Annotated in this window: 21 protein-coding genes; 9 read left to right on the plus strand and 12 right to left on the minus strand. The window is 70.9% G+C overall.

What is annotated here, in order from left to right:
• The first annotated feature begins 392 nt into the window (after positions 1-392).
• Positions 393-947 (plus strand): phosphatase PAP2 family protein, encoded by a 555-nt coding sequence (locus tag B6R96_RS10160; RefSeq protein ID WP_335755526.1) that lies wholly within the window; start codon positions 393-395, stop codon positions 945-947.
• Here B6R96_RS10160 and B6R96_RS10165 read toward each other — a convergent pair.
• The 8 genes from B6R96_RS10165 to B6R96_RS10200 form a co-directional block, all read right to left on the minus strand.
• The gene (locus B6R96_RS10165) at positions 932-2698 is read right to left on the minus strand and encodes a chitinase (RefSeq protein ID WP_335755568.1); all 1767 of its coding nucleotides are present in this window, start codon (positions 2696-2698) and stop codon (positions 932-934) included. The genes B6R96_RS10160 and B6R96_RS10165 overlap by 16 nt on opposite strands.
• A gap of 112 nt (positions 2699-2810) precedes the next feature.
• Positions 2811-3272 (minus strand): hypothetical protein, encoded by a 462-nt coding sequence (locus B6R96_RS10170; RefSeq protein ID WP_053701965.1) that lies wholly within the window; start codon positions 3270-3272, stop codon positions 2811-2813.
• Positions 3273-3445: 173 nt separating this feature from the next.
• Entirely contained in the window at positions 3446-4864 is a 1419-nt protein-coding gene (locus B6R96_RS10175) for an NAD(P)/FAD-dependent oxidoreductase (protein WP_081522301.1), read from the minus strand.
• 40 nt (positions 4865-4904) lie between these two features.
• Complete coding sequence (locus B6R96_RS10180) at positions 4905-5711, minus strand: ABC transporter permease (RefSeq protein WP_081522302.1); 807 nt, start codon at positions 5709-5711, stop codon at positions 4905-4907.
• The gene (locus B6R96_RS10185) at positions 5711-6640 is read right to left on the minus strand and encodes an ABC transporter permease (RefSeq protein WP_081522303.1); all 930 of its coding nucleotides are present in this window, start codon (positions 6638-6640) and stop codon (positions 5711-5713) included. Before B6R96_RS10185 ends, B6R96_RS10180 begins: the two co-directional genes overlap by 1 nt.
• Positions 6637-7827 (minus strand): ABC transporter ATP-binding protein, encoded by a 1191-nt coding sequence (locus B6R96_RS10190; RefSeq protein ID WP_081522304.1) that lies wholly within the window; start codon positions 7825-7827, stop codon positions 6637-6639. Before B6R96_RS10190 ends, B6R96_RS10185 begins: the two co-directional genes overlap by 4 nt.
• Before the next feature lie 124 nt (positions 7828-7951).
• Positions 7952-9202, minus strand: coding sequence for a polyamine ABC transporter substrate-binding protein (locus tag B6R96_RS10195; protein ID WP_053177449.1), 1251 nt, complete (start codon positions 9200-9202; stop codon positions 7952-7954).
• Between the two features lie 70 nt (positions 9203-9272).
• The gene (locus B6R96_RS10200) at positions 9273-10790 is read right to left on the minus strand and encodes a gamma-aminobutyraldehyde dehydrogenase (protein WP_081522305.1); all 1518 of its coding nucleotides are present in this window, start codon (positions 10788-10790) and stop codon (positions 9273-9275) included.
• 194 nt (positions 10791-10984) lie between these two features.
• On the opposite strand from B6R96_RS10200, the gene B6R96_RS10205 reads away from it, so the two are divergent.
• The 3 genes from B6R96_RS10205 to B6R96_RS10215 all read left to right on the plus strand — a co-directional run bounded on the left by B6R96_RS10205 (position 10985) and on the right by B6R96_RS10215 (position 14034).
• Positions 10985-11539 (plus strand): NADAR family protein, encoded by a 555-nt coding sequence (locus B6R96_RS10205; protein WP_053177452.1) that lies wholly within the window; start codon positions 10985-10987, stop codon positions 11537-11539.
• On the plus strand, positions 11536-11949 hold the full coding sequence (locus tag B6R96_RS10210; RefSeq protein WP_081522306.1) for an NUDIX hydrolase: 414 nt from the start codon (positions 11536-11538) through the stop codon (positions 11947-11949). Before B6R96_RS10205 ends, B6R96_RS10210 begins: the two co-directional genes overlap by 4 nt.
• A 495-nt stretch (positions 11950-12444) precedes the next feature.
• Complete coding sequence (locus tag B6R96_RS10215; RefSeq protein WP_081522307.1) at positions 12445-14034, plus strand: TROVE domain-containing protein; 1590 nt, start codon at positions 12445-12447, stop codon at positions 14032-14034.
• 9 nt (positions 14035-14043) lie between these two features.
• On the opposite strand, the gene B6R96_RS10220 is transcribed toward B6R96_RS10215, so the two are convergent.
• The gene (locus B6R96_RS10220) at positions 14044-14763 is read right to left on the minus strand and encodes a DUF4190 domain-containing protein (protein ID WP_081522308.1); all 720 of its coding nucleotides are present in this window, start codon (positions 14761-14763) and stop codon (positions 14044-14046) included.
• A gap of 110 nt (positions 14764-14873) precedes the next feature.
• Between B6R96_RS10220 and B6R96_RS10225 the strand changes: the two genes are divergently transcribed.
• The 5 genes from B6R96_RS10225 (at position 14874) to B6R96_RS10245 (ending at position 19819) form a co-directional block, all read left to right on the plus strand.
• Positions 14874-15899: an adenosine deaminase gene (locus tag B6R96_RS10225; protein WP_081522309.1), complete on the plus strand. Its 1026-nt coding sequence runs from the start codon at positions 14874-14876 to the stop codon at positions 15897-15899.
• A gap of 36 nt (positions 15900-15935) precedes the next feature.
• Positions 15936-16625 (plus strand): glycerophosphodiester phosphodiesterase, encoded by a 690-nt coding sequence (locus B6R96_RS10230; protein ID WP_053701972.1) that lies wholly within the window; start codon positions 15936-15938, stop codon positions 16623-16625.
• A gap of 20 nt (positions 16626-16645) precedes the next feature.
• Positions 16646-17794 carry a sensor histidine kinase gene (locus B6R96_RS10235; RefSeq protein WP_443070013.1) on the plus strand — a complete coding sequence of 383 codons (1149 nt, stop codon included), beginning with the start codon at positions 16646-16648 and terminating at the stop codon, positions 17792-17794.
• Complete coding sequence (locus tag B6R96_RS10240; RefSeq protein ID WP_053701973.1) at positions 17791-18468, plus strand: response regulator; 678 nt, start codon at positions 17791-17793, stop codon at positions 18466-18468. The genes B6R96_RS10235 and B6R96_RS10240 overlap by 4 nt, the downstream gene beginning before the upstream one ends.
• 151 nt (positions 18469-18619) lie before the next feature.
• The gene (locus B6R96_RS10245; RefSeq protein ID WP_081522310.1) at positions 18620-19819 is read left to right on the plus strand and encodes a serine hydrolase domain-containing protein; all 1200 of its coding nucleotides are present in this window, start codon (positions 18620-18622) and stop codon (positions 19817-19819) included.
• Here B6R96_RS10245 and B6R96_RS10250 read toward each other — a convergent pair.
• The 3 genes from B6R96_RS10250 to B6R96_RS10260 form a co-directional block, all read right to left on the minus strand.
• Positions 19809-20306: a hypothetical protein gene (locus tag B6R96_RS10250; RefSeq protein WP_081522311.1), complete on the minus strand. Its 498-nt coding sequence runs from the start codon at positions 20304-20306 to the stop codon at positions 19809-19811. The two genes, B6R96_RS10245 and B6R96_RS10250, sit on opposite strands and share 11 nt — an antisense overlap.
• Positions 20307-20393: 87 nt before the next feature.
• Positions 20394-21572, minus strand: a complete 1179-nt coding sequence (locus B6R96_RS10255) for a polyamine ABC transporter substrate-binding protein (RefSeq protein WP_030386374.1) — start codon at positions 21570-21572, stop codon at positions 20394-20396.
• Between the two features lie 92 nt (positions 21573-21664).
• Positions 21665-23104 (minus strand): gamma-aminobutyraldehyde dehydrogenase, encoded by a 1440-nt coding sequence (locus B6R96_RS10260; protein WP_030386375.1) that lies wholly within the window; start codon positions 23102-23104, stop codon positions 21665-21667.
• Between the last annotated feature and the right edge of the window lie 45 nt (positions 23105-23149).

Raw genomic sequence — 23149 nt, forward strand, 5'->3', positions numbered from 1 at the left:
GAACGGCTAGAACGTGCGCACGCCGCGACCGGCTCATACCGGCGGTAACGGGCGGACGCTGTGAAGAAGCTGTGGGGGGCCGATGGCGGGAGCGCGATCCTGCTGTCGGTCCCCCTTTCGCTGCCGTACGGTTTCTGCAGATGAGTGAGACACCCCGCTCCAGGGAAACCGGGGGCGACACCAGTACTGGGCTTCCCCAGCACCGTACTGGGCATGCGTTCGCGCACACTCCTCACCGATCGGACAGCCGTTCGCCCCAAACCCCCCGGGGCGCCCGGCAACCCGATCCGGGCGGCCGTCCCGGAACCATCCCCCCTGTTCCGGGACGGCCGGCCACTCCTCTTCTGATCGCCGCGGTCTGCGGCATCCTCTTCTCCCTGGTCACGTGGCAGGTGCTGGTCCACGGCCCGCTGCTGGCCCCGGACCACGCGCTGAGCCGCGCCCTGGTGCGCGCGCTCCCGGACTCGGTCACCGAGCGCCTCTCCGACCTCGGCAACATCCCGGTCGCCGTACCCGTTCTCGTGCTGGCCATGGCCTACGCCGCCCGGCGCGGGCGGCTGCTCGCCGCCGGGGCGGCGGGCCTGGCCATGGCCCTGGTGCCGGCCCTGGTCATCCCCTTCAAGGAGTGGACCGGCCGGCCCGGACCGCTGGAGCCCTGGGCCGCCGGCTACTTCCCCTCGGGCCACACGGCCACCGCGGCCGTCGCCTATCTCGGCGCGGCCCTGCTCGTGCGCCCGTACACCCGCCGGGCATGGCCGACGGCCGTCGCCCTGGTGCTCACGGGGGCGACGGCCGTCGGGCTGATCCTGCGGGGGTGGCACTGGCCGCTGGACGTGCTGGCCAGCCTGCTGCTCTGCACTCCCCTGCTGCTCGGCGTGGCGTGGGCGGACCGGGTCGGCCGGATCCGCGGCGCCGACCCGGTCCAGCCGGGTCAGCCGCCGAAGTAGGCGTCGAAGTTCCGGCTGAACTCCCAGCCGCCGAAGCGGTCCCAGTTGATCGACCAGGTCATCAGGCCGCGCAGCCCCGGCCAGGTGCCGTGGGTCTGGTAGGTCCCGCAGTCGGTCTTCTTCGTCAGGCAGTTCAGCGCCTTGTTCACCTCCGCGGGCGAGGTGTGCCCGTTGCCCGCGTTGGTCGTGGCCGGCAGGCCGATGGCGACCTGGTCCGGGCGCAGGGCCGGGAAGACCCGGGCGGTGTTCCCGGCGACCGGGAAGCCGGTGAGCAGCATGTCGGTCATGGCGATGTGGAAGTCGGCGCCGCCCATGGAGTGGTACTGGTTGTCGAGGCCCATGATCGAGCCCGAGTTGTAGTCCTGGACGTGGAGCAGCGTGAGGTCGTCGCGCAGGGCGTGGATCACCGGGAGGTACGCGCCGGCGCGCGGGTCCTGTCCGCCCCAGGGGCCGGAGCCGTAGTACTGGTGGCCCAGCTGTACGAAGAAGGTCTCCGGGGCCATGGTCAGCACGAAGTCCGGGCCGTACCGGGCCTTCAGGGTCTTCACGGCCGCGATCAGATTGACCACGACCGGTGTGGTGGGAGCGCGGAAGTCGGTGTCCCCGGTGGCCAGGGACAGCGAGTGGCCCTCGAAGTCGATGTCCAGGCCGTCGAGACCGTACTCGTCGATGATGCTGCTGACGGAGGAGACGAAGGTGTCCCGGGCGGCCGTGCTCGCGAGCTGGACCTGGCCGTTCTGGCCGCCGATCGAGATCAGCACCTTCTTGCCGGCCGCCTGCTTGGCCTTGATGGCCGCCTTGAACTCCGCCGGGGATTCGACGTTCGGGCATTCCGCGACCGGGCAGAGCCGGAAGCGGATGTCGCCCGAGGTCACCGAAGTGGGTTCACCGAAGGCGAGGTTGATGACGTCCCAGGAGGCGGGGACGTCTGCCATCCGGACGTAGCCGGAGCCGTTGGCGAAGCTCGCGTGCAGGTAGCCGACGAGTGCGTGCGCGGGCAGGCCGCCGCCGCCCCCGCCACCGCCACCGCCGGGCGTGGTCGCGGAGACGGGCGCGCTCTGCGGGGACGCGCCCGCGGCGTTCACCGCGCTGACCCGGAAGGTGTAGGTGGTGGCCGCGGTGAGGCCGGTCACGGCCGCCGAGGCGGAGGTGACGCTCACGGGCGCGGCGCCGTCGCGGTGGACGGTGTACGAGGTGGCGTCCGGGACCGCCGACCAGGTCAGCGCGACGGAGGTCGGGGAGGTGGCGGAGGCGGCCAGGCCAGTGGGGGCGGCCGGGGGCCGGGGCTGTCCGGGACCGCCTGGGTCCGGGCCGATCAGGCTGAGGTCGTCGGTGACGTGGGCGGGCTGGCCGTACCAGCCGTGGGTGTAGACCGTCACCGAGGTCGTGGACGGGCCGGTGCGGAAGGTGGTCGCCAGCTGCTTCCAGGCGCCCGGTGTCTGCGTCCAGGTCGATACGTCGGTGGTGCCAGTGCCGCTCGCGCCGAGGTAGACGTAGGCACCCTGCACCCAGGCGGTGAGCGTGTACGCCGAGTCGGGCTTGACGGTGACGGTCTGGGAGCAGCGGGCGTTGTCCTGGCCGGCCGGGGTGGCCCGCAGGGCGGAACCTCCGCCGTGGACGGGCGTGGTGACGATGGCTCCGCTGCCGCCCGAGCAGCTCCAGCCGTCGAGTCCGGCCTCGAAGCCGCCGTTGCGCACGAGGTCGGCGTCGGCCGCCGCGGCGGGCGGGCCCGCGGCGAGGAAGCCGGCCACCGCGAGGGCGGCGGCCGTGAGGAAGGGGAGGGCTCTGCGCACAACTGCCTCCGGTACATGGGGGGATGGAGGGGGTCAGCGGCGCCCAAGATGGTCCAGACCAATACCCTTGTCAAGACTTCCGGCCTCCATGCGTCAGCACACATGCGGCCGCCTCGTGCATCGCGAGCTCCAGCACGGCCGGGTCGGTGAGCGTCCCCTCGCCGTCCGGGAGCACCAGCCAGCGCACTCCGCCGGTCGCCCGGCCCGGGTACGGGACCACGATCCAGGTCCCGCGCCCGGCACCCCGTACGCCCGTGCCGAGCCACCGCGAGGCCGTGCCCGCGGGCACGAAGAAGCCCAGCCGGGAGTCACCGAAGTCGGCGAGCACCGGGCCGGGCCGGCCGATCAGGCGCAGTACGTCGAGGGTGGGCCGCCCCAGCTCCCCGGGCAGGATCAGCACGTCCCAGCGCCGGCCGGCGGGCAGCAGGGCGACCCCGAGGGGGTTGCGCTCCCACTCCCACCGGCAGGCCCCCGGATCCGGCGCCACCGATACCAGCCAGTCCACTGCCGTCTTGGCCCCCGGGATCGTCATCGCCCGGCCTCCGTTCCCTGTAGGTGAGGGGTTCTCACCTGGAGAGAGCGGGGCCGGGCGGGGGTATGACGCGGGTTTCGTTACTCCATGGTAGTGAATCGGGTCACACGGTGGCGGGTGGTCCGCGCCGGGCGCGCGCGGCGCACGGCCGACAGCCCGCGACGGGGGGCGGACTAGCTGTCGAACCCGAGGCCGAAGCGGTCCAGCGTCTTGAGCCACAGGTTCCGGTGTCCGCCGCGGGCGTCCGCGCGGGCCAGCGACCACTTGGTGAGCGCGATCCCGGTCCACGCGAAGGGCTCGGGCGGGAACGGCATCGGCTTGGACTTCACCATCTCCAACTGCGTGCGCTCGGTGGAGATCCCGTCCAGCAGGTCCAGCATCACGTCCGCGCCGAACCGGGTGGCCCCCACGCCGAGACCGGTGTAGCCGGCCGCGTAGGCCACCTTCCCCGTGTACGCGGTGCCGAAGAAGGCGGAGAAGCGCGAGCAGGTGTCGATCGCGCCGCCCCAGGCGTGACTGAACTTCAGCCCCTCCAGCTGCGGGAAGGCGGTGAAGAAGTGCTCCGCGAGCTTGAGGTAGGTCTCGGGGCGGTGGTCGTACTCGGAGTCGAGCTTGCCCCGGTAGGGGTAGATCGCGTCGTAGCCGCCCCACAGGATCCGGTGGTCGCGGGTGATGCGGAAGTAGTGGAACTGGTTGGCGCTGTCGCCGAGCCCCTGCCGCCTCTTCCAGCCGATGGCGGCGAGCTGGGCCTCGTCGAGCGGCTCGCTCATCAGCGCGTAGTCGTAGACCGGGACGGTGAACGGGCGGACCCGGCGGACCAGCGAGGGGAAGATGTTGGTGCCCAGGGCGACCCGGCGGGCGAGGATCGTGCCGTAGGGGGTGGTCACGGTCATTCCGGAACCGGCCGCGGCCAGCTTGAGGGCGCGGGTGTTCTCGTAGATCCGCACCCCGAGCTCCAGGCAGGCCCGCTTGAGGCCCCAGGCCAGCTTCGCCGGATTGAGCATGGCGACTCCGTCGCGGTCCCAGAGGCCCGCGAGGAAGGTCGGCGAGTCGACCTCGGCGCGCACCGCCTCGCCGTCCAGCCATTCGGAGCCGTCGGCGAGGCCCAGGCGCAGCGCCTCCTCGTGCAGTTCGCGCAGTTCCTCGACCTGGTGCGGTTCGGTGGCGACGTCGATCTCGCCGGTCCGCTCGAAGTCGCAGTCGATGCCGTAGCGGGCGACGGCCTCCTCGATGGCGTCGAGGTTGCGGGCGCCCAGTTCCTCCAGCTTGGCCAGCTCGCCGGGCCAGCGGGCCAGTCCGTTGCTGAGGCCGTGGGTGAGGGAAGCGGCGCAGAAACCGCCGTTGCGGCCGGAGGCGGCCCAGCCCGCCTCCTTGCTCTCGATCAGTACGACGTCCCGTTCGGGATCGCGCTCCTTGGCGATCAGTGCGGTCCACAGGCCGCTGTAGCCGCCGCCGACGACCAGCAGGTCGCACCGCTCGTCGGAGGTCAGCGCCGGCTCGGGCGCGGGCTTGCCGGGGTCGTCCAGCCAGTACGAGACCGGCTTCGCTTCGGAAAGGGATTTCGCAACACTACGCATGGCGACTGGGGCCATGGCTTCCAACTCCCTACGGAACTGATGACGTGCTTCCGAATTACTTCGGTTGTGCCTTCTTGCGGCGGTTGCCGACCATCTGGCCGGCGAGGACCACCAGCACCGCGATGACGAACATCGCCGTACCGATGACGTTGATCTGCACGGGCGTACCGCGCTGGGCCGATCCCCACACGAACATGGGGAAGGTGACGGTGTTGCCCGAGTTGAAGTTGGTGATGATGAAGTCGTCGAAGGAGAGCGCGAAGGAGAGCAGCGCACCCGCCGCGATACCGGGTGCCGCGATCGGCAGCGTGACCCGTACGAAGGTCTGCACCGGTCCGGCGTAGAGGTCGCGGGCGGCTTCCTCCAGCCGCGGGTCCATGGACAGGACGCGCGCCTTGACGGCGGCGACGACGAAGCTGAGGCAGAACATGATGTGCGCGATCAGGATCGTCCAGAAGCCCAGCTGGATGCCCATGTTCAGGAAGAGCGCGAGCAGCGAGGCCGCCATCACGATCTCGGGCATGGCCATGGGCAGGAAGATCAGCGAGTTGACCGCGCCGCGGGCCCGGAAGCGGTAGCGCACGAGCGCGAAGGCGATCGCGGTGCCCAGCGCGGTCGCGACCAGGGTGGACCAGAGGGCGATCTGGAGCGAGAGGGAGAGCGAGCCGCACATGTCGGCGACCCCGCAGGGGTCCTTCCAGGCGTCGAGGGAGAACTCCTGCCAGGCGTAGTTGAACCGCCCGGTGGGGTTGTTGAAGGAGAAGACGGTGACGACGACGTTCGGCAGGATCATGTACGCGAGCGTGCCGAGGCCCGCGATGACGACCAGGTTGCGCCGCAGCCAGGTGACGGGATTGCGCATCAGACCAGGTCCTCCGTCCCCGCTCGGCGGATGTAGATGGTGACCATGATCAGCACGATCGCCATGAGAATGAAGGACAGCGCGGCCGCCGTCGGGTAGTCGAGGATCCGCAGGTACTGCGACTGGATGACGTTGCCGATCATCCGGGTGTCCGTGGACCCGAGCAGTTCGGCGTTCACGTAGTCGCCGCTCGCCGGGATGAAGGTGAGCAGGGTCCCGGAGACCACGCCCGGCATCGAGAGCGGGAAGGTCACCTTCCGGAAGACCGTGGCGGGGCGGGCGTACAGGTCCCCGGCCGCCTCGTGGAGGCGGGTGTCGATGCGCTCCAGCGAGGAGTACAGCGGCAGGATCATGAAAGGGAGGAAGTTGTACGTCAGACCGCACACCACCGCGAGCGGCGTGGCCAGCACCCGGTCCCCCTCGGTCATCCCGAGCCAGCTGGTGACGTCGAGGAAGCCGATGCTGTTGAGGACGCCGACCACCGGCCCGCCGTCGGCCAGGATCGTCTTCCAGGCCAGCGTGCGGATCAGGAAGCTGGTGAAGAACGGGGCGATCACCAGCACGAGGAGCAGGTTGCGCCAGCGGCCCGCCTTGAAGGCGATCAGGTAGGCCAGCGGGTAGCCGAGCAGCAGGCACAGCGCGGTCGCGGTGCCCGCGTAGAGCAGGGAGCGCAGGAACTGCGGGTAGTACTCGGTGAAGGCGTCCCAGTAGGTCCCGAAGTGCCAGGTGACCTTGAAGCCCTCTTCGAGGGAACCGGTCTGCACCGAGGTCGAGGCCTGGTAGACCATCGGCAGCACGAAGAACACCAGCAGCCACAGGATGCCGGGTAGCAGCAGCCAGTACGGGATCAGCCGCTTGCGCAGGGACGGCTTGTGCACCGGGGGTTCGGTGGCGGCGGGCGCCTGGGGCGGCGCCGCGGTGGTCGTCATGCGCTTTCCTCCACCGTCTCGATGCCCGCGTCGCCCATCGTCCCTGCAAGCATGGACTGGGCCGCGTCGAGGCCGAAGGTGTGCTCCGGGTTCCAGTGCAGGATCACCTCGGCGCCCGGCACCAGGCGGCTGTCCCGCTCGATGTTCTGGGCGTACACCTCCAGCTCCGGACAGACCTGGCTGTCGATGACGTACTGCGTGGAGACGCCGATGAAGGAGGAGTCGGCGATCCGCCCGGTGATCTTGTTGCGGCCGGTCGCGATGGTGTGCTCCTCGTCCTCGTGGACCAGGGAGATCTTCTCGGGGCGCACCCCGACCAGGAGCTTTCCGCCCGTACGGGGGGTGGTCGCGCAGCGGGCGGCGGGCAGCCGGAGGGTGGCGCCGGAGGCGGACACGACGATCTCGGATCCGGAGCCGGCCGCGGCGCCGGTGCCGGCGGTCTCCACGGTGGCCTCGATGAGGTTCGAGGTGCCGAGGAAGTTGGCGACGAAGGTGGTGCCGGGGTTCTCGTACAGCTCGGCGGGGGCGCCCAGCTGCTCGACGCGGCCGCCGTTCATCACGGCGACCGTGTCGGCCATCGTCATGGCCTCCTCCTGGTCGTGCGTGACGTGCACGAAGGTGATGCCGACCTCGGTCTGGATCCGCTTGAGCTCCAGCTGCATCTGGCGGCGCAGCTTGAGGTCGAGGGCGCCGAGCGGCTCGTCGAGGAGCAGTACCTGCGGGTGGTTGATCAGGGCGCGGGCGACGGCGACGCGCTGCTGCTGGCCGCCGGAGAGCTGGTGCGGCTTGCGCTGGGCGAACTGGCCGAGCTGGACCAGCTCCAGCATGTCGTCCACCTGCTTCTTGACCGACTTTATGCCGCGCCGGCGCAGTCCGAAGGCGACGTTCTCGAAGATGCTCAGGTGCGGGAAGAGTGCGTAGCTCTGGAAGACCGTGTTGACCGGGCGCTTGTACGGCTGCAGGTCGGTGACCTCCCGGTCGCCGAGGTGGACCGTGCCGGTGGAGGGCTCCTCCAGGCCGGCGATCATGCGCAGGGTGGTGGTCTTCCCGCAGCCGGAGGCGCCGAGCAGCGCGAAGAAGGAGCCCTGGGGGATGGTGAGATCCAGCGGGTGCACGGCGGTGAAGGTGCCGTAGTGCTTGCTGATCCCGGAGAGGCGGACGTCGCCGCCCGCGGTCTTGTCAGTCATGGATGGTCCCGGGGTTGGGTGGGGCAAGGGGTCGAAGGCTCGGCGGAGCCGGCCGGGCCGCGCCGCCGCCGGAGTCCTCCGGGGGTCGGTGCCGCGGTCCGGCGGGCTCGCCGCAAGGCGTGCGTCAGGCGCCGATGAGCTTGGCGAACTTCTCCTCGTACGCCGTCTCTTCCTCGCTGGTGAGGGAGCGGAAGGCGTGGGCCTTGGCGGCCATCGCCTTGTCCGGGACGATCAGGGGGTTGTCCGCGAGCGCGGGATCGATCTTGGCCAGCTCGTCCTTGACGCCCTCGACCGGGCAGACGTAGCTGATGTACGCGGCCAGCTGGGCGGCGATCTCCGGCTCGTAGTAGAAGTCGATGAGCTTCTCCGCGTTGGCCTTGTGCCGGGCCTTGGCGGGGACCAGGAGGTTGTCGCTGGAGGTGATGTATCCGGGGGCGGGGATGGCGTACTTGATGTCCGGGTTGCCGGCCTGGAGCTGGATGATGTCCCCGGCCCAGGCGAGGCAGGCGGCGAGGTCGCCCTTGTCGAGGTCGGAGGTGTAGTCGTTGCCGGTGAAGCGGCGGATCTGGTTCTTGTCCACGCCCTTCTGGAGCCGGCCGATCGCCTCGTCGAAGTCGGCGGTGGTGAAGGTCGCCGGGTCCTTGCCCTGGTCGAGCAGGGTCATGCCGACGCTGTCGCGCATCTCGGTGAGGAAGCCGACGCGGCCCTTGAGGGAGGGGTCGTCGAGCATCTGGGTGACGGAGTCGACCTTCTTGCCGCCGGTCGCCTTCTCGTTGTAGGCGATGACCGTGTCGATGCCGGTCCAGGGGTAGCTGTACGAGCGCCCCGGGTCCCAGTCGGGGGTGCGGAACTGCGGGATCAGGTTGGCGTACGCGTGCGGGAGGTGCGCGGGGTCCAGCTTCTGCGCCCAGCCGAGGCGGATGATGCGGGCGGCCAGCCAGTCGGTGACCACGATCAGGTCGCGGCCGGTGTCCTGACCGGCCGCGAGCTGGGGGCGGATCTTGCCGAAGAACTCGACGTTGTCGTTGATGTCCTCGGTGTACTTGACCTTGATGCCGGTCCGCTTGGTGAACTCCTCCAGCGTGGGACGGGACTTCTCGTCCTCGCTGGTGTCCATGTACTCGGTCCAGTTGGAGAAGTTGATCTCCTTCTCCCCGGCCGAGTGGTCGTCGGAGGCCGCGGCCGCGTCGCCCTCGCGTTTGGCGGGCGGGATTCCGCATCCGGCGAGGGTGGACAGCCCTCCGAGGGTGAGCGCTCCGACTCCGGAGGCGCGCAGCAGCGAGCGGCGGGTGAGGGCGCCGCGCCCGCTGGTGAGGCTGCGCCGCATCGCGGCGAGTTGCGCCGCCGAGAGGCGGTCGGGCTCGAACTGCTCCATGCGCTGTGCCCTTTCGGGAGGTGTACCGCTGGTCAGGCGGTGGGCCCACGCGGCGATGAGCCGCAGATGGTTACGGACGGTCCCCGAAGATCGTGCGGTGCCAGTCCTTCTCGGCCACCGCGGTGTTGTCGTACATCACGTGCTTGACCTGCGTGTACTCCTCGAAGGAGTAGGCCGACATGTCCTTTCCGAAGCCGCTGGCCTTGTAGCCCCCGTGGGGCATCTCGCTGATGATCGGAATGTGGTCGTTGATCCAGACGCAGCCCGCCTTGATCTCGCGGGTGGCCCGGTTCGCCCGGTAGAGGTCGCGGCTCCAGGCGGAGGCCGCGAGTCCGTACGGGGTGTCGTTGGCCAGCGCGATGCCCTCGTCGTCGGTGTCGAAGGGCAGGACGACCAGGACCGGACCGAAGATCTCGGACTGGACCACTTCGCTGTCCTGGGCGGCTCCGGTGATGAGGGTGGGCCGGTAGTACGCGCCCCGGTCCAGGTCCCCCGCCGGGATCTCGCCGCCGGTGACGACGGTGGCGTAGGCGCGGGCCCGCTCGACGAATCCGGCGACGCGGTCGCGCTGGGCGTGCGAGACCAGCGGGCCCAGGTCTGTGGTGGGCGCGAAGGGGTCGCCGAGGCGGACGCCCTCCATCAGCTCGGCCACCCGGGCGACGAAGGCGTCGTGCAGGGGGCGCTGGACGTAGGCACGGGTGGCGGCCGTGCAGTCCTGGCCGGTGTTGATGAGGGAGGCGGCGACAGCGCCGTGCGCGGCGGCCTCCAGGTCGGCGTCGTCGAAGACGAGGAAGGGGGCCTTGCCGCCGAGCTCCAGGTGGAGCCGCTTGACGGTGGCGGTCGCGATCTCGGCGACCCGCTTGCCGACGGCGGTGGAGCCGGTGAAGGAGGTCATGACCACGTCGGGGTGGCCCACCAGGTGCTCTCCGGCTTCGCGGCCGGCGCCGGTGACGATGTTGATCACGCCGTCGGGCAGGCCCGCATCCTTGGCCGCCTGCGCGAACATCAGGGAGGTCAGCGGGGTGAGCTCGGCGGGCTTGAGGACGATGGTGTTGCCGGCGGCGATCGCCGGGAGGATCTTCCAGGCGGCCATCTGGAGCGGATAGTTCCAGGGCGCGATGGAGCCGACGACCCCGATGGCCTCACGGCGTACGTAGGAGGTGTGGTCGCCGGAGTACTCGGCGGCCGCCTGCCCCTGGAGGTGGCGGGCCGCGCCCGCGAAGAAGGCGGTGTTGTCGATGGTCCCCGGTACGTCGAACTCCGTGGACAGCTTGATCGGCTTGCCGCACTGGAGGGACTCGGCGTACGCGAAGTCCTCGGCCTGCTCGGCCAGTACGGCGGCCAGCCGGTGCAGGGCGTCCGAACGCTCGCCGGGGGTGGCGCCGGACCAGCCCGGGAAGGCCCTCTTGGCGGCGGCGACGGCCTCGTCGACGTCCGTGGTGCTCGCGAGCTCGTAGGTGAGGACCTCGTCGCCGGTCGCCGGATCGACCACGGTGTGTGACTGTCCGGAGGTGCCGGACCTCAGCTGCCCGTCGATGTACTGCGCGCCGTCCGCGAAGCGGTCTTTGACCTGGAAGCGGTTGCCCATAACGCTCTCACGCTCTCCGTAGCTACAGTTCGAGCTACAGCTCGAATTGAGTGCCGATCCTGGCAGAGGTGATGCCCTCGGCCAAGTGATTCCGTTGTTGCCTTTTGATTACGCGACGGAATCGGTCGACCATGTGTCGAGGCACACCGAAAATCCCGTACGAAGTGTCAGTGGCGACTGCCAGACTCGCGTGCATGGAGATGATCGACGATCTGATCAAGCAGGTCAGCCGTGGTGAGCGGGTGAAGTACCTGCCGTTCTGGGGGCACCGGCCGCAGCCGGACGGCCGGCTCGGACCGAGCTGTATGAGCCAGTGGTGGCCCTCTGCCTTCACTGTCGGTGACGTCCGTTATGCGACCGCGGAGCACTGGATGATGGCCGGCAAGGCCCGGCTGTTCGGCGACGCCGAGGCGGAGCGGGCTGCACTGGCGGCGAAGAGCCCGGCCGAGGCGAAGAAGGTCGGGCGCCTGGTGCGCGGCTTCGACAATGCGATATGGGAGCGGGAGCGCTTCGCCCTGGTGGTGGAGGGCAGCGTGCACAAGTTCGGCTCGGACCCGGCGCTGCGCGGGTACCTGCTCGGCACCGGCGAGCGGGTCCTGGTGGAGGCGAGCCCGATGGACCGGATCTGGGGGATCGGCCTCGCGGCCGACGACGAGCGCGCCCTGCAGCCGGCGCGCTGGCGCGGGCTGAACCTGCTGGGCTTCGCCCTCATGGAGGCCCGGAAGCGGCTGCGCGAGGGCGACGCGTGACGGAGCGGCGCCGGGTCGCCGCCGTGATCATCCGGGACGGCTGCGTGCTGATGGTGCGCGAGCGCGGCCCGGGGCCGACGGGGCGGCACGACGGGCCGGAGTACTGGACGCTGCCGGGCGGCGGCCTGGAGGCGGGCGAGGAGCCCGAGGACGCGGTCCGCCGTGAGGTGGCGGAGGAGGTCGGCCTGCGCGCCCTGAGCGTGCGGTACGCGTACGACGCGCCCTACCCCTCGGGCCGGACCTCCTGCTTCCGCGTGGAGGTCGGGCCCGGCGAGCCGGTCCTCGGCGTCGACGCGGACCTGACGTGCGACTGCCCGCGGATGGTCGGGCTCATCTGGGTCCCGCTGTCGCGGGGCGCCGCCGACGGGCAGGTCATGGTGGCGACGCTGCTGTCCTCGGCCGAGGTCTGAGGCGGAGGTCGGCGGAAGCCCGCGGCGCCGCTTCGAGCGGGAACTATTGCGTGGCGGCCGGCGCGGGCGGTGCCCTACCGTGATGTTCGTCCAGGTGCGCAGGCGAGACCTCCTTCGAGTGTCACGGGTTCGAGTCCCGTCATCGGCTCCGGCCGGTGTAGCTCAGCAGGTAGAGCACCGCATGGTTTCGCCGATGTCGTTGTTCTCTGGACACCTCACGTCACGCACCTCCCGGTGCGCGGGCTGCGGCTCCTTCCTTGCAGAGAATCAGGCCGCCGCCACCTCGATCTCGGGAGGCACGCGTGCGGGATGCCCGGTGCGCAGGCGACGGTTACTTCCAGGGATCAGGAGGGGGCGGGTTCGAATCCCGCCCGGCCCCCGGGCCGGTAGCTCAGCTGGACAGAGCACCTGACTCAGTCCGTCGCCGACCTCTGATCTCGGGCATCCCGCACGTCCCGCCTCCCCCCATGTCTCACTGAATTCGGGGGGATTCACATGGCCCGCTTCAACCTGCGGGCGCGCAGGTCTGCGCCCGCCTCGCCCACATCGCCCGTCCGCTCCGCCGGACCCGCCCGCACCCACCAGGGCGGCCCGGGCCACCTGCGCGACCCGCGCTCCGAGCTGTTCCTGCTCGCCGTCGCCAACTTCGTGACGCAGCAGACCGCCTACGAGAGCGGCGAGGCGCGCGACGACCGCTTCGCGGCGCTCGTGCGCACCCTCGCCGTCGAGGATCCCACCTGGACGGCCGGCCTGCTGGGCTGGCTCCGCGAGGACGCGAACATGCGGACCGCCTCGCTCGTCGGCGCCGCCGAGTACGTGAAGGCCCGGCTCGACGCGGGCGCCACCGACGGGCCCTCGAACCGCCAGGTCGTGGACCGCGTGCTGCGGCGCGCCGACGAGCCCGGCGAGCTGCTGGCCTACTGGACGGCGACGTACGGGCGGGGCGTGCCCAAGCCCGTCAAGCGCGGCATCGCCGACGCGGTACGCCGGCTCTACTCCGGCAGTTCGCTGCTGAAGTACGACACCGACTCCAGGGCCTACCGCTTCGGTGACGTCCTCAACCTGGTGCACGCCTCCCCCGACCCGGCCAAGCCCTGGCAGGGCGAGCTGTTCCGGCACGCCCTCGACCGCAGGCACCACCCGGAGAGCGCGCAGGTCCCGGCCGGCAACCGCACCCTCGCCGCCCACCGGGCGCTGATGGAACTGCCGGTGGAGCAGCGGCGGGCCGTGGTCACCGCCCCGGACGCCGCCGAGCGGCTCGCGGAGGCGGGCATGACCTGGGAGGCGCTGGCCGGCTGGCTCCAGGGGCCGATGGACGCGGCCGCCTGGGAGGCGGTCATCCCGTCGATGGGCACGATGGCGCTGCTGCGCAACCTGCGCAACTTCGACCAGGCCGGGGTCTCGGACGCGGTGGCCGCGCAGGTCGCGGCGAGGATCTCCGACCCGGAAGTCGTCGCCCGGTCGCGGCAGTTCCCCTTCCGCTACCTGGCCGCCCATCAGCACGCGCCCTCGCTGCGCTGGGCGTACCCGCTGGAACAGGCGCTCGGCCACTCGCTGGCCAACGTACCGGCGCTGCCCGGGCGGACGGTGGTCCTCGTCGACCGCTCGGGCTCGATGTGGTGCCCGCTCTCGGACCGGTCCCGGCTCAACCGGGCGGACGCCGCGGCCGTTTTCGGTGCGGCGCTGGCGCTGCGGGCCGAGGAGGCCGACCTGGTGGAGTTCGGTACGACCAGCCGGGCGGTCCCCTTCTGCCGCGGCGAGTCCGTACTGAAGGTGCTGGACCGGTTCGGGAATCTCGGCGGGACCTGCACGGCCAAGGCGGTGAAGCAGCACTACCGGGAGCACGACCGGGTGTTGATCATCACCGACGAGCAGGCCGCCGCGTACGGCCACGGCGGCGATCCCACGGCCGAGGTACCGTCCGCGGTTCCCGTCTACACCTGGAACCTGGCCGGCTACCGCGTCGGGCACGCGCCCTCCGGCGCCGCGAACCGGCACGCCTTCGGAGGGCTCACGGACGGGGCCTTCCGGATGGTGTCCCTGATCGAGGCCGGCGGCAACGCCGACTGGCCGTGGGCCTCCTGAGGGGCCCGGTCAGACCTTCTCGCGCAGCCGGGAGTTGTCGTAGGGGCTGTCGTAGGGCGAGTCGTCATTCGACCCCTCGTCCATGAATCCGGCGAATATGACCGCGATCATCAGGGCGCCGAGCACGATGCCGATCGCGCCGAGGATGATGCCGGCGAGCGCCATCCCGCCGTTGTCTGCCTCGCCGCGGCTCACCTTGCCGCGGCCGAGGGTGGCGAAGACGATCGCGGCTATGCCGAGGGCTATCGCGAAGAAGCTGGTGAAGCAGCCGACGACCGACAGGATCCCGAGGACGAGCCCGGTGATGCCGAAGCCATTGCTGCGCCCGGCCCCGTAGGGCGGGTACGGGCCCTGGCCCGGGTAGCCCTGGTAACCGGGATAGCCCTGGTACCCCGGATGGCCCGGATAGCCCGGGTGGCCGGTCTGCCCGGGGTGTCCGGCGTCGCCGGGGTACCCGTAACCGGGCTGGGCCGGGTACCCGTACGCCGCCGACGCGGGCGGCCCGGTCATCGGGGGCGGGGTCGGCGTCGGGGCCGACGGATAGGGCTGGGCCGGGGCCGGCGGGGGGTACGGGTCGCCCGGCATCCCGGCGAGCGTCGGCTGGTCGTGCACGGACGGCGGGCCCGACACGCCCGGTGCACCCTGCGCGCCCTGCGGCTTGCCCAGCTCGACCGCCGGCCGCTCCGGCGGCGCCCACGGGTCCCCCGGCTCAGGACTGCTGTCGGTCATACGGCGCCCCCCTCTCGTACAGCCATGCTAAGCGCTGCCACCGACAGTCACCGGCGTGCCTACGATGAATCCCGAACTGACCGCACCCGCGTCCTCCCGGAGGCAACCCCATGACCGACCTGCACCCCTTCATCGCGGGGCTGCCCAAGGCCGAACTGCACGTCCACCACGTCGGCTCGGCATCCCCGCGCATCGTGGCCGAGCTCGCCTCCCGGCACCCCGACTCGAAGGTCCCCACCGACCCCGAGGCGCTCGCCGACTACTTCACCTTCACCGACTTCGCCCACTTCATCGAGGTCTACCTGTCGGTGGTCGACCTGGTCCGCACCCCGGACGACGTCCGCACCCTCACCTTCGAAGTCGCCCGCGACATGGCCCGGCAGAACATCCGCTACGCCGAGCTGACCATCACCCCGTACTCCTCTACCCGCCGCGGCATCGACGAGAAGGCCTTCATGGAGGCCATCGAGGACGCCCGCAGGGCCGCCGAGACCGAACTCGGCGTCATCCTGCGCTGGTGCTTCGACATCCCCGGCGAGGCCGGCCTGGAGGCCGCCGCCGAGACCGCCCGGCTCGCCGTGGACCTGCACCCCGAGGGCCTGGTCTCCTTCGGCCTGGGCGGCCCCGAGATCGGTGTCCCGCGGCCGCAGTTCAAGCCGTACTTCGACGCGGCCCGCGCCGCCGGTCTGCACAGCGTCCCGCACGCCGGCGAGACCACCGGCCCGGAGACGATCTGGGACGCCATCCGCGATCTCGGCGCCGAGCGCATCGGCCACGGCACGAGCGCCACGCAGGACCCGGAGCTGCTCGCCTACCTCGCCGAGCACCGGATCGCCCTGGAGGTCTGCCCGACCTCCAACATCGCCACCCGCGCCGTGACCGACCTCGACCTGCACCCGGTCAAGGAGATGGTCGCGGCCGGCGTGCTCGTCACCATCAACAGCGACGACCCGCCGATGTTCGGCTCCGACCTCAACAACGAGTACGCGGTGGCCGCGCGCCTGCTCGACCTCGACGAGCGCGGGCTCGCGCAGCTCGCGAAGAACGCCGTCGAGGCCTCCTTCCTGGACCCGGCCGGCAAGGCGAAGCTCACCGCGGAGATCGACACGTACACCACGAAATGGCTCGCGCGCTGACGCCGTTGCGACAACTGCGCCCCTGAGAATGGGGACATGAGCACTCTGACTGCCGTCGGCCACCGCGGCGATCCCTACCGTGTCCGTGAGAACACCCTTGCCTCGATCCGCTCCGCGTTCGCGCGCGGGGCGGACGACGTCGAGATCGACGTACGGCTGACCCGGGACGGGGTGCCGGTCCTGCTCCACGACGAGACGCTCCAGCGGCTGTGGGGTCACGACGTACGCCTCGACGACGTCACGGCCCCGCAGCTGAAGGAGCTGACGCTGGGCGGGGTGCCCACGCTGCGCGATGCCCTGATGGCCGCCGGCCCGGGCCGGCTGATGCTCGACCTCCCGGGCGCCACTGCGGAAGCGGTACGGATCGTCGTGGGCCAGGTCCGCGAGTGCGGGGCGCGCGAGCGCACGTACTACTGCGCGGGCCCGAACACCATGCTGGCGGTCCGCGCCGCCGATCCGGGTGCGGAGATCGCGCTGACCTGGACCTCGCTGTCGCCGCCGCGGCGGGCCCTGGTCGACGCCCTGGCGCCGCGCTGGCTCAACTACCGCTTCGGGCTGGTGAGCCGGGAGCTGGTCGACGCGCTGCACGCGGACGGCCTGCTGGTGTCGGCCTGGACGGCCGACACCAGGCGCACGATGAAGGCCCTCGTCGCGGCGGGGGTCGACTCGATCACCACGAACCGGCTGGACGCGCTGGCGTCCGTCCGGGCCGGGCTCGGGCGGTGATACGGGCCTTCGGGGAGCGGATCCGGAGCGCACCTCCCCGCTGGCAGGACCTGGGGCTGATGCTGCTGGTGCAGGTGGCGACGACGATCCCGTTCGTCGTGCCGCGCGACCCGGAGGAATCGCCTGCGAGCTGGCCGGCGTACCTGCTGACCACGCTGGTCAACGTACCGCTGGTGTGGCGCCGACGGGCTCCGGTGTGGGTGATGTTCGGTGTGATCGCGGCCGGGTCGCTCTACCGGCTCTCGCTGGACGGTCCCGGGCAGCCGCTGCCGTACGCGGCGCTGATCGCCGTCTACACGATCGCGCTGATCTGCGCGCCGCGGGTGCGGCTCGTGATGGGGGTGGTCGTGACGGCGGCCATCCTGGGCTCCGTGGCGCTCAACACCGCGACGGCCAAGGAGCTGCTGTTCTCGCTGTTCGTCTTCGGGGCGGCGGTTGCGCTGGGCCGGCTGCAGGCGACCCGTCAGGCGTACACGGCAGCCGTCGAGGACCGGGCGGCTCAGCTGGAGCGGGCGAACCGGATCGAGGCGGAGCAGGCGGCGGCGCGCGAACGGGCCCGGATAGCCCGGGAGATGCACGACATCCTGTCGCACTCCGTCAGCATCATGATCGTGCAGGCCGAGGCCGGTCCGGTCGCGGTGCGCCGGGCGCCGGCCCGGGCCGAGGCCGCCTTCGAGGCGATCGCCGAGACGGGTCGGGAGGCGATGGCGCAGCTGCGGACGATGCTCGGCGTGCTCCGCGCGGCGGAGGCGGAGGCTCCGCGTGCGCCGCAGCCCGGGACGGGGGCGCTGCCGGCGCTCTTGGACCGGGTGCGGGCCAGCGGGCTCCGGGTGTCGTACGAGCGGTCGGGCGAGGTGCGCGAGCTGCCGGCGGCGCTGGAGGCGACGGTGCACCGGGTGGTGCAGGAGGCGCTGACGAACGTGGTGAAGCACGCCGGGGCCGCGGCGGTGGACGTCCGGCTGGAGTACGGCCCGCGGGCGCTCACGGTGACGGTGACGGACGACGGCAGGGGGCCGGGCGGGAAGTCCGGCGGCGGGCACGGCCTGATCGGGATCCGCGAGCGGGCGGCGGCGCACGGTGGAACGGCGTGGACCGGCCCGGGGCCCGACGGGCGCGGGTACTCGGTACGGGTGGTCCTTGCAGCCTCGCCGCAGGAGGTGGGCAGTTGACGATCCGTGTGGTGGTGGCCGACGACCAGGAGCTCGTGCGCAGCGGGTTCGCGATGATCCTGGACGCCCAGGAGGACATCGAGGTCGTGGCGGAGGCGGGGGACGGCGCGGCGGCGGTGGAGGCGGTGGCCCGGCTGGCGCCGGACGTGGTGCTGCTCGACATCCGGATGCCGGTGCTGGACGGGATCGAGGCGTGCCGGACGATCTCGGCGCGGAGCTCCTGCCGGACGGTGATGCTGACGACCTTCGACTCGGACGAGTACGTGTACGAGGCGCTGCACGCGGGGGCGAGCGGTTTCCTCCTGAAGGACGTGCGGCGGGACGATCTCGTGCACGCGGTACGGGTGGTGGCGGCGGGCGAGTCCCTGCTGGCGCCCTCGGTGGCGCGCCGGCTGATCGAGGAGTACACGGCGGTGACGGGGGCCGCGGCGCGGCACGGGCTGCGGGCGGAGCGGCTGGAGGTGCTGACGGCGCGGGAGCGGGAAACGCTGCTGCACCTGGGGCGGGGGCTGTCGAACGCGGAGATCGCGGCGTCTCTGGTGGTGAGCGAGCACACGGTGAAGTCGCACGTGGGGAACGTGCTGGCGAAGCTGGGCCTGCGGGACCGGATCCAGGCGGTGATCTGCGCGTACGAAACGGGCCTGATCGCGGCGGGTACTCCCTCCGGGGAGTGAGGTGCGGCGTGTCGCCTCCCTCGCGCCGGTGAGTTGTCGTACCGGTGAAGACCCCTCTCGTTGGTGATCCGCAACTACCCGGGTGAGCAGGAGCATTGAGGTCATCGGGGCAGTCGGGCCCCGGGTTCTCACAGGGGGAGCACACACCATCATGAACGCCACGACGCGCACGCTGACCGCCGCCGCTCTGGTGCTGGGGATCGCTTCCGGTCCGGCCGTCGCGCATGCCGCGACCGCTGCGGCGCCGGCTCCTCTTTCACAGGGGTTGGTCACACCGGCGATCGCGACGCCGCCGAACGCGGGGGCGCTGGAGAAGGCGATCGCCGGGCTCGGCCCCGGGCACGCGGATGCGACGGCCGCGCTGGTCCGCGTGGGCGGTTCGAGCGGCAGCTGGCAGGGGCACTCCGGTGTCGCCGATGTCCGTACGGGGCGCCCGGCGCTGGAGCGGGGCCGCTTCCGGGCGGGGTCGGTGACCAAGGCCTTCACCGCGGCGGTGGTGCTCCAGCTGGCCGCCGAGGGGCGCGTGGAGCTGGACCGTCCGGTGCAGGAGTACCTGCCGGGCCTGCTGCCGGGGACCTTCAAGCCCGTCACGGTGCGGCAGTTGCTGAACTACACGAGTGGCATCCGTCCGGCCGACGGCCCGGGTGACACCTTCGAGGACGCCTTGGCCCACCGGTTCGACCGGGACGATCCGCGGGCGTTGATCGCCAACGCGGTGGCGAAGGGGCCCGAGTTCGACCCGGGGACCCGTCAGCACTACCTCAACATCGACTACACCATCCTGGGCGTGCTGATCGAGAAGGTGACGGGCCGGTCCTACGAACAGGCCGTGACCACGCGGATATTCAAGCCGCTCGGGCTGCGCGACACCTCGTTGCCGAGCCGGACGCAGACGCGGATACCGGGTCCGCACAACCGCGGCTACCAGGCGGTGACGCGGGCCGACGGCACGCGGGAGCTGGTGGATGTGACCGAGTGGAACTCCTGGTCCAACTGGGCCGCCGGGGACCTGATATCGACGACGGCGGACCTGGAGCGCTTCACGGTGGCCCTCTTCGGTGGGCGGCTGGTACCCCCGGCGCAGCTGGAGGAGATGTTCACGGTGCCGGAGGTGAAGGACTTCGAGAGCGGGGAGGACGCGGAACAGACGGCGGGACTGAAGCGGCTTGTCCTGCCGGACGGCACGGTGGCCTACGGCAAGACGGGCTCGCGCCACGGCTACAGCACCGTCATCGGCGGCACGCGGGACCTGTCGCGCACCCTCGTCTACTCGGTCAACTCCGTGGACGCCAAGGGCCGGGACATGAACAAGGTGGCCTTCGACATCGTGATGGCGGCCTTCACCCGGTAGCCGGCACGGCTTCCCGGTGCTCCAGGCCCTCCAGGCCCTCCAGGCGCTTGATCATGCGGCGGAGGACCAGGAGCGGGATCACCCCGAAGACCCCGAACGCCATGTCGATGACGCTCCACCAGAGGGGGATGCCCCGGATCGGGCCGCAGATCAGGGCCACCGGTATCACTCCGGCACAGGCGATCATGCCGGCGTCGACGATCCAGATGTTGCGGACCGGGTCGCGGTGGACCCCGTAGAAGAAGACGGCGATGACGAGGTGGGCGAAGGCGAGCCAGTCGGTCCCGTAGAGGAGGAAGGGGTAGGCGGCATCGGCCTGGTCCAGGCCGTCGCCCACGCGTCGCAGCCACTCGTTGTCGATCAGGGCGTTGGCCCAGCGGAGCTCGCTGACCAGGGGGAAGGCGGTGAGGCCGCTGAGGACCAGGCAGACGATGAACAGGGCCAGCCAGACACGGATCCGCCGCTGAAGGGCGCTTCTCTCGCTCATGGAAGGAAGCGTACGCCGGTTTCTGAACGCGTTCAGCCAAATTGCTGAACGCGTTCAGAACCGGCGGGCGGAGTCGGTCCGCGCCGGTCAGAGGCCGACGATCGCGTTCCAGCGCCTGGCGAGGGAGCGGCGCTCGGCGGAGGAGATGTCCCGTGCCACGACCAGCCTCTTGCGCATGTCCTCGTCCGGGAAGATCAGCGGGTTCTCGGCCAGTTCGGCGGTCTCCTTGTCGTCGGAGGCGGCCAGAACCTCCCGGGCGGCCGGGACGGGGCAGACGTAGTTGACCGAGGCGGCGAGCTCGGCGGCCACCTCCGGGGCGTAGTAGTAGTCCATGAGGGCCTCGGCATTGGCCTTGTGCCGGGCCAGGTTGGGGACGAGCAGGCTCTCCGCCCAGAGCTCGGCCCCCTCCTCGGGGACGACGAACTCGATGTCCGGGTTGTCGGCCTGGAGTTGGATGGCGTCACCGGAGTAGGCCTGGCAGGCGAGGACATCGCCCTTGCTCAGATCGGAGGTGTAGTCGTTGCCGGTGAAGCGGCGGATGTGCTTCTTCTTCACCATGCTCTCGACCTGGTCGCACATCCGGTGGAAGTCGGACTCGGTCCAGCGCGTGACGTCCACGCCGTTGCCCTGCATCAGCAGGGCGAAGGACTCGTCCAGGCCGGAGAAGAGGGTCACCTTGCCCGCCAGGTCCGGCTGCCACAGGTCCTTGACCGATTTGATCTCCCGGCCCAGGGCCTTGCGGTTGTAGGCGATGCCGGTGATCCCCGACTGCCAGGGGACGGTGTGCAGCCGGCCCTCGTCGAAGGCGGGGGAACGCAGCTGCGGATCGAGGTGCCTGGCCACATTGGGCTGGACCGACCGGTCCAGCTTCTGGGCCCAGCCCAGGTGGACGAAGCGGGCGGCCATCCAGTCGCTGACCACGATCAGGTCGTGGCCGGTCTCCTGGCGGTTCATCAGGGCCGGGCTGACCTTGCCGAAGAACTCGTCGTTGTCGTTGATCTCCTCGGTGTACCGGACCTCGATGCCCGTCTGCTCCGAGAAGGCCTCCAGCGTGGGACGGCGCTCCTCGTCCTCCTCGTCGGTGTCGATGTAGAGCGGCCAGTTGGAGAAGACGACACTGCGGTCCCGCTCCGAGCGGTCCGGGCCCTCGCGCCCTTCCTCGGGCACATAGGCGGCGGGCACGCCGCAGCCGGCGAGGGCGGCCACGAGGCCCGCGGCACCGAGGCCGTACAGCGCAGAACGGCGGGAGAAGGCGAGTTCAGGCATGGGCACAGCCTCGGGGAACGCGGAAGGGCGGGCAATAGACATGTTGTCTACTGCCCGCCCCGTCAACGCTGTGCTGTGATCGATGCGGCCGATCAGCCGTCGAGCGAGGTCATCACGTGCTTGATGCGCGTGTAGTCCTCGAAGCCGTAGGCGGAGAGGTCCTTGCCGTAGCCGGACTTCTTGAAGCCGCCGTGCGGCATCTCGGCGACGAGCGGGATGTGGGTGTTGATCCACACGCAGCCGAAGTCGAGGTTCTTGGACATCCGCATCGCACGGCCGTGGTCCTTGGTCCACACGGAGGAGGCGAGGGCGAACTCGACGCCGTTCGCGTACTCCAGGGCCTGGTCCTCGTTGGTGAAGGACTGGACGGTGATGACGGGGCCGAAGACCTCGTTCTGGATGATCTCGTCGTCCTGCTTGAGGCCGGAGACCACGGTCGGGGCGTAGAAGTAGCCCTTCTCGCCGACCTGGTGGCCACCCGCCTCGACCTTGGCGTGGGCGGGGAGGCGCTCGATGAAGCCCGCGACCTGCTTGAGCTGGTTCGGGTTGTTCAGCGGGCCGTACAGCACGTCCTCGTCGTCCGGCTGGCCGGTCTTGGTGTCGGCGGCGGCCTTGGCGAGCGCGGCCACGAACTCGTCGTGGATCGACTCGTGCACGAGCACGCGGGTAGCGGCGGTGCAGTCCTGGCCGGCGTTGAAGTAACCGGCGACCGCGATGTCCTCGACGGCCTTGGGGATGTCGGCGTCCTCGAAGACCACGACCGGGGCCTTGCCGCCGAGCTCCAGGTGGACGCGCTTGACGTCCTTGGACGCGCTCTCGGCGACCTGCATGCCCGCGCGCACCGAGCCGGTGATGGAGGCCATCGCCGGGGTGGAGTGCTCGACCATGGCCTTGCCGGTCTCGCGGTCACCACAGATGACGTTGAAGACGCCCTTGGGCAGCACCGAGTCGATGATCTCCGCCATCAGCACGGTGGAGGCCGGGGTGGTGTCCGAAGGCTTGAGCACGACGGTGTTGCCCGCCGCGATGGCCGGGGCGAACTTCCACACGGCCATCATCATCGGGTAGTTCCACGGCGCGACCTGGGCACAGACGCCGACCGGCTCACGGCGGATGATCGAGGTCATCCCCTCCATGTACTCGCCGGCCGAGCGGCCCTCCAGCAGACGTGCGGCACCGGCGAAGAAGCGGATCTGGTCCACCATCGGCGGCAGTTCCTCGCTGGCCGTGAGGCCCAGCGGCTTGCCGGTGTTCTCCGACTCGGCGGCGATGAGCTCCTCCGCGCGCGCCTCGAAGGCGTCCGCGATCTTCAGCAGCGCCCGCTGGCGCTCCGCCGGGGTGGTGTCGCGCCAGCCCGGGAAGGCTGCCGCGGCGGCGGCCATGGCGGCGTCGACATCGGCCTGGCCCGAGAGCGGGGCGGTGGCGTACACCTCGCCGGTGGCCGGGTTGACCACCTCGGTGGTCCGCCCGTCGGCGGCGTCCTTGAACTCCCCGCCGATGTAGTTGCGCAGACGACGCAGTTCGGTGGTCACTACAGCCACACTCCTGATCACATGTCCAACGATTGAGACAAAAGC

The organism is Streptomyces sp. Sge12 (assembly GCF_002080455.1).
In the GTDB taxonomy this organism is placed as follows: Bacteria; Actinomycetota; Actinomycetes; order Streptomycetales; family Streptomycetaceae; genus Streptomyces.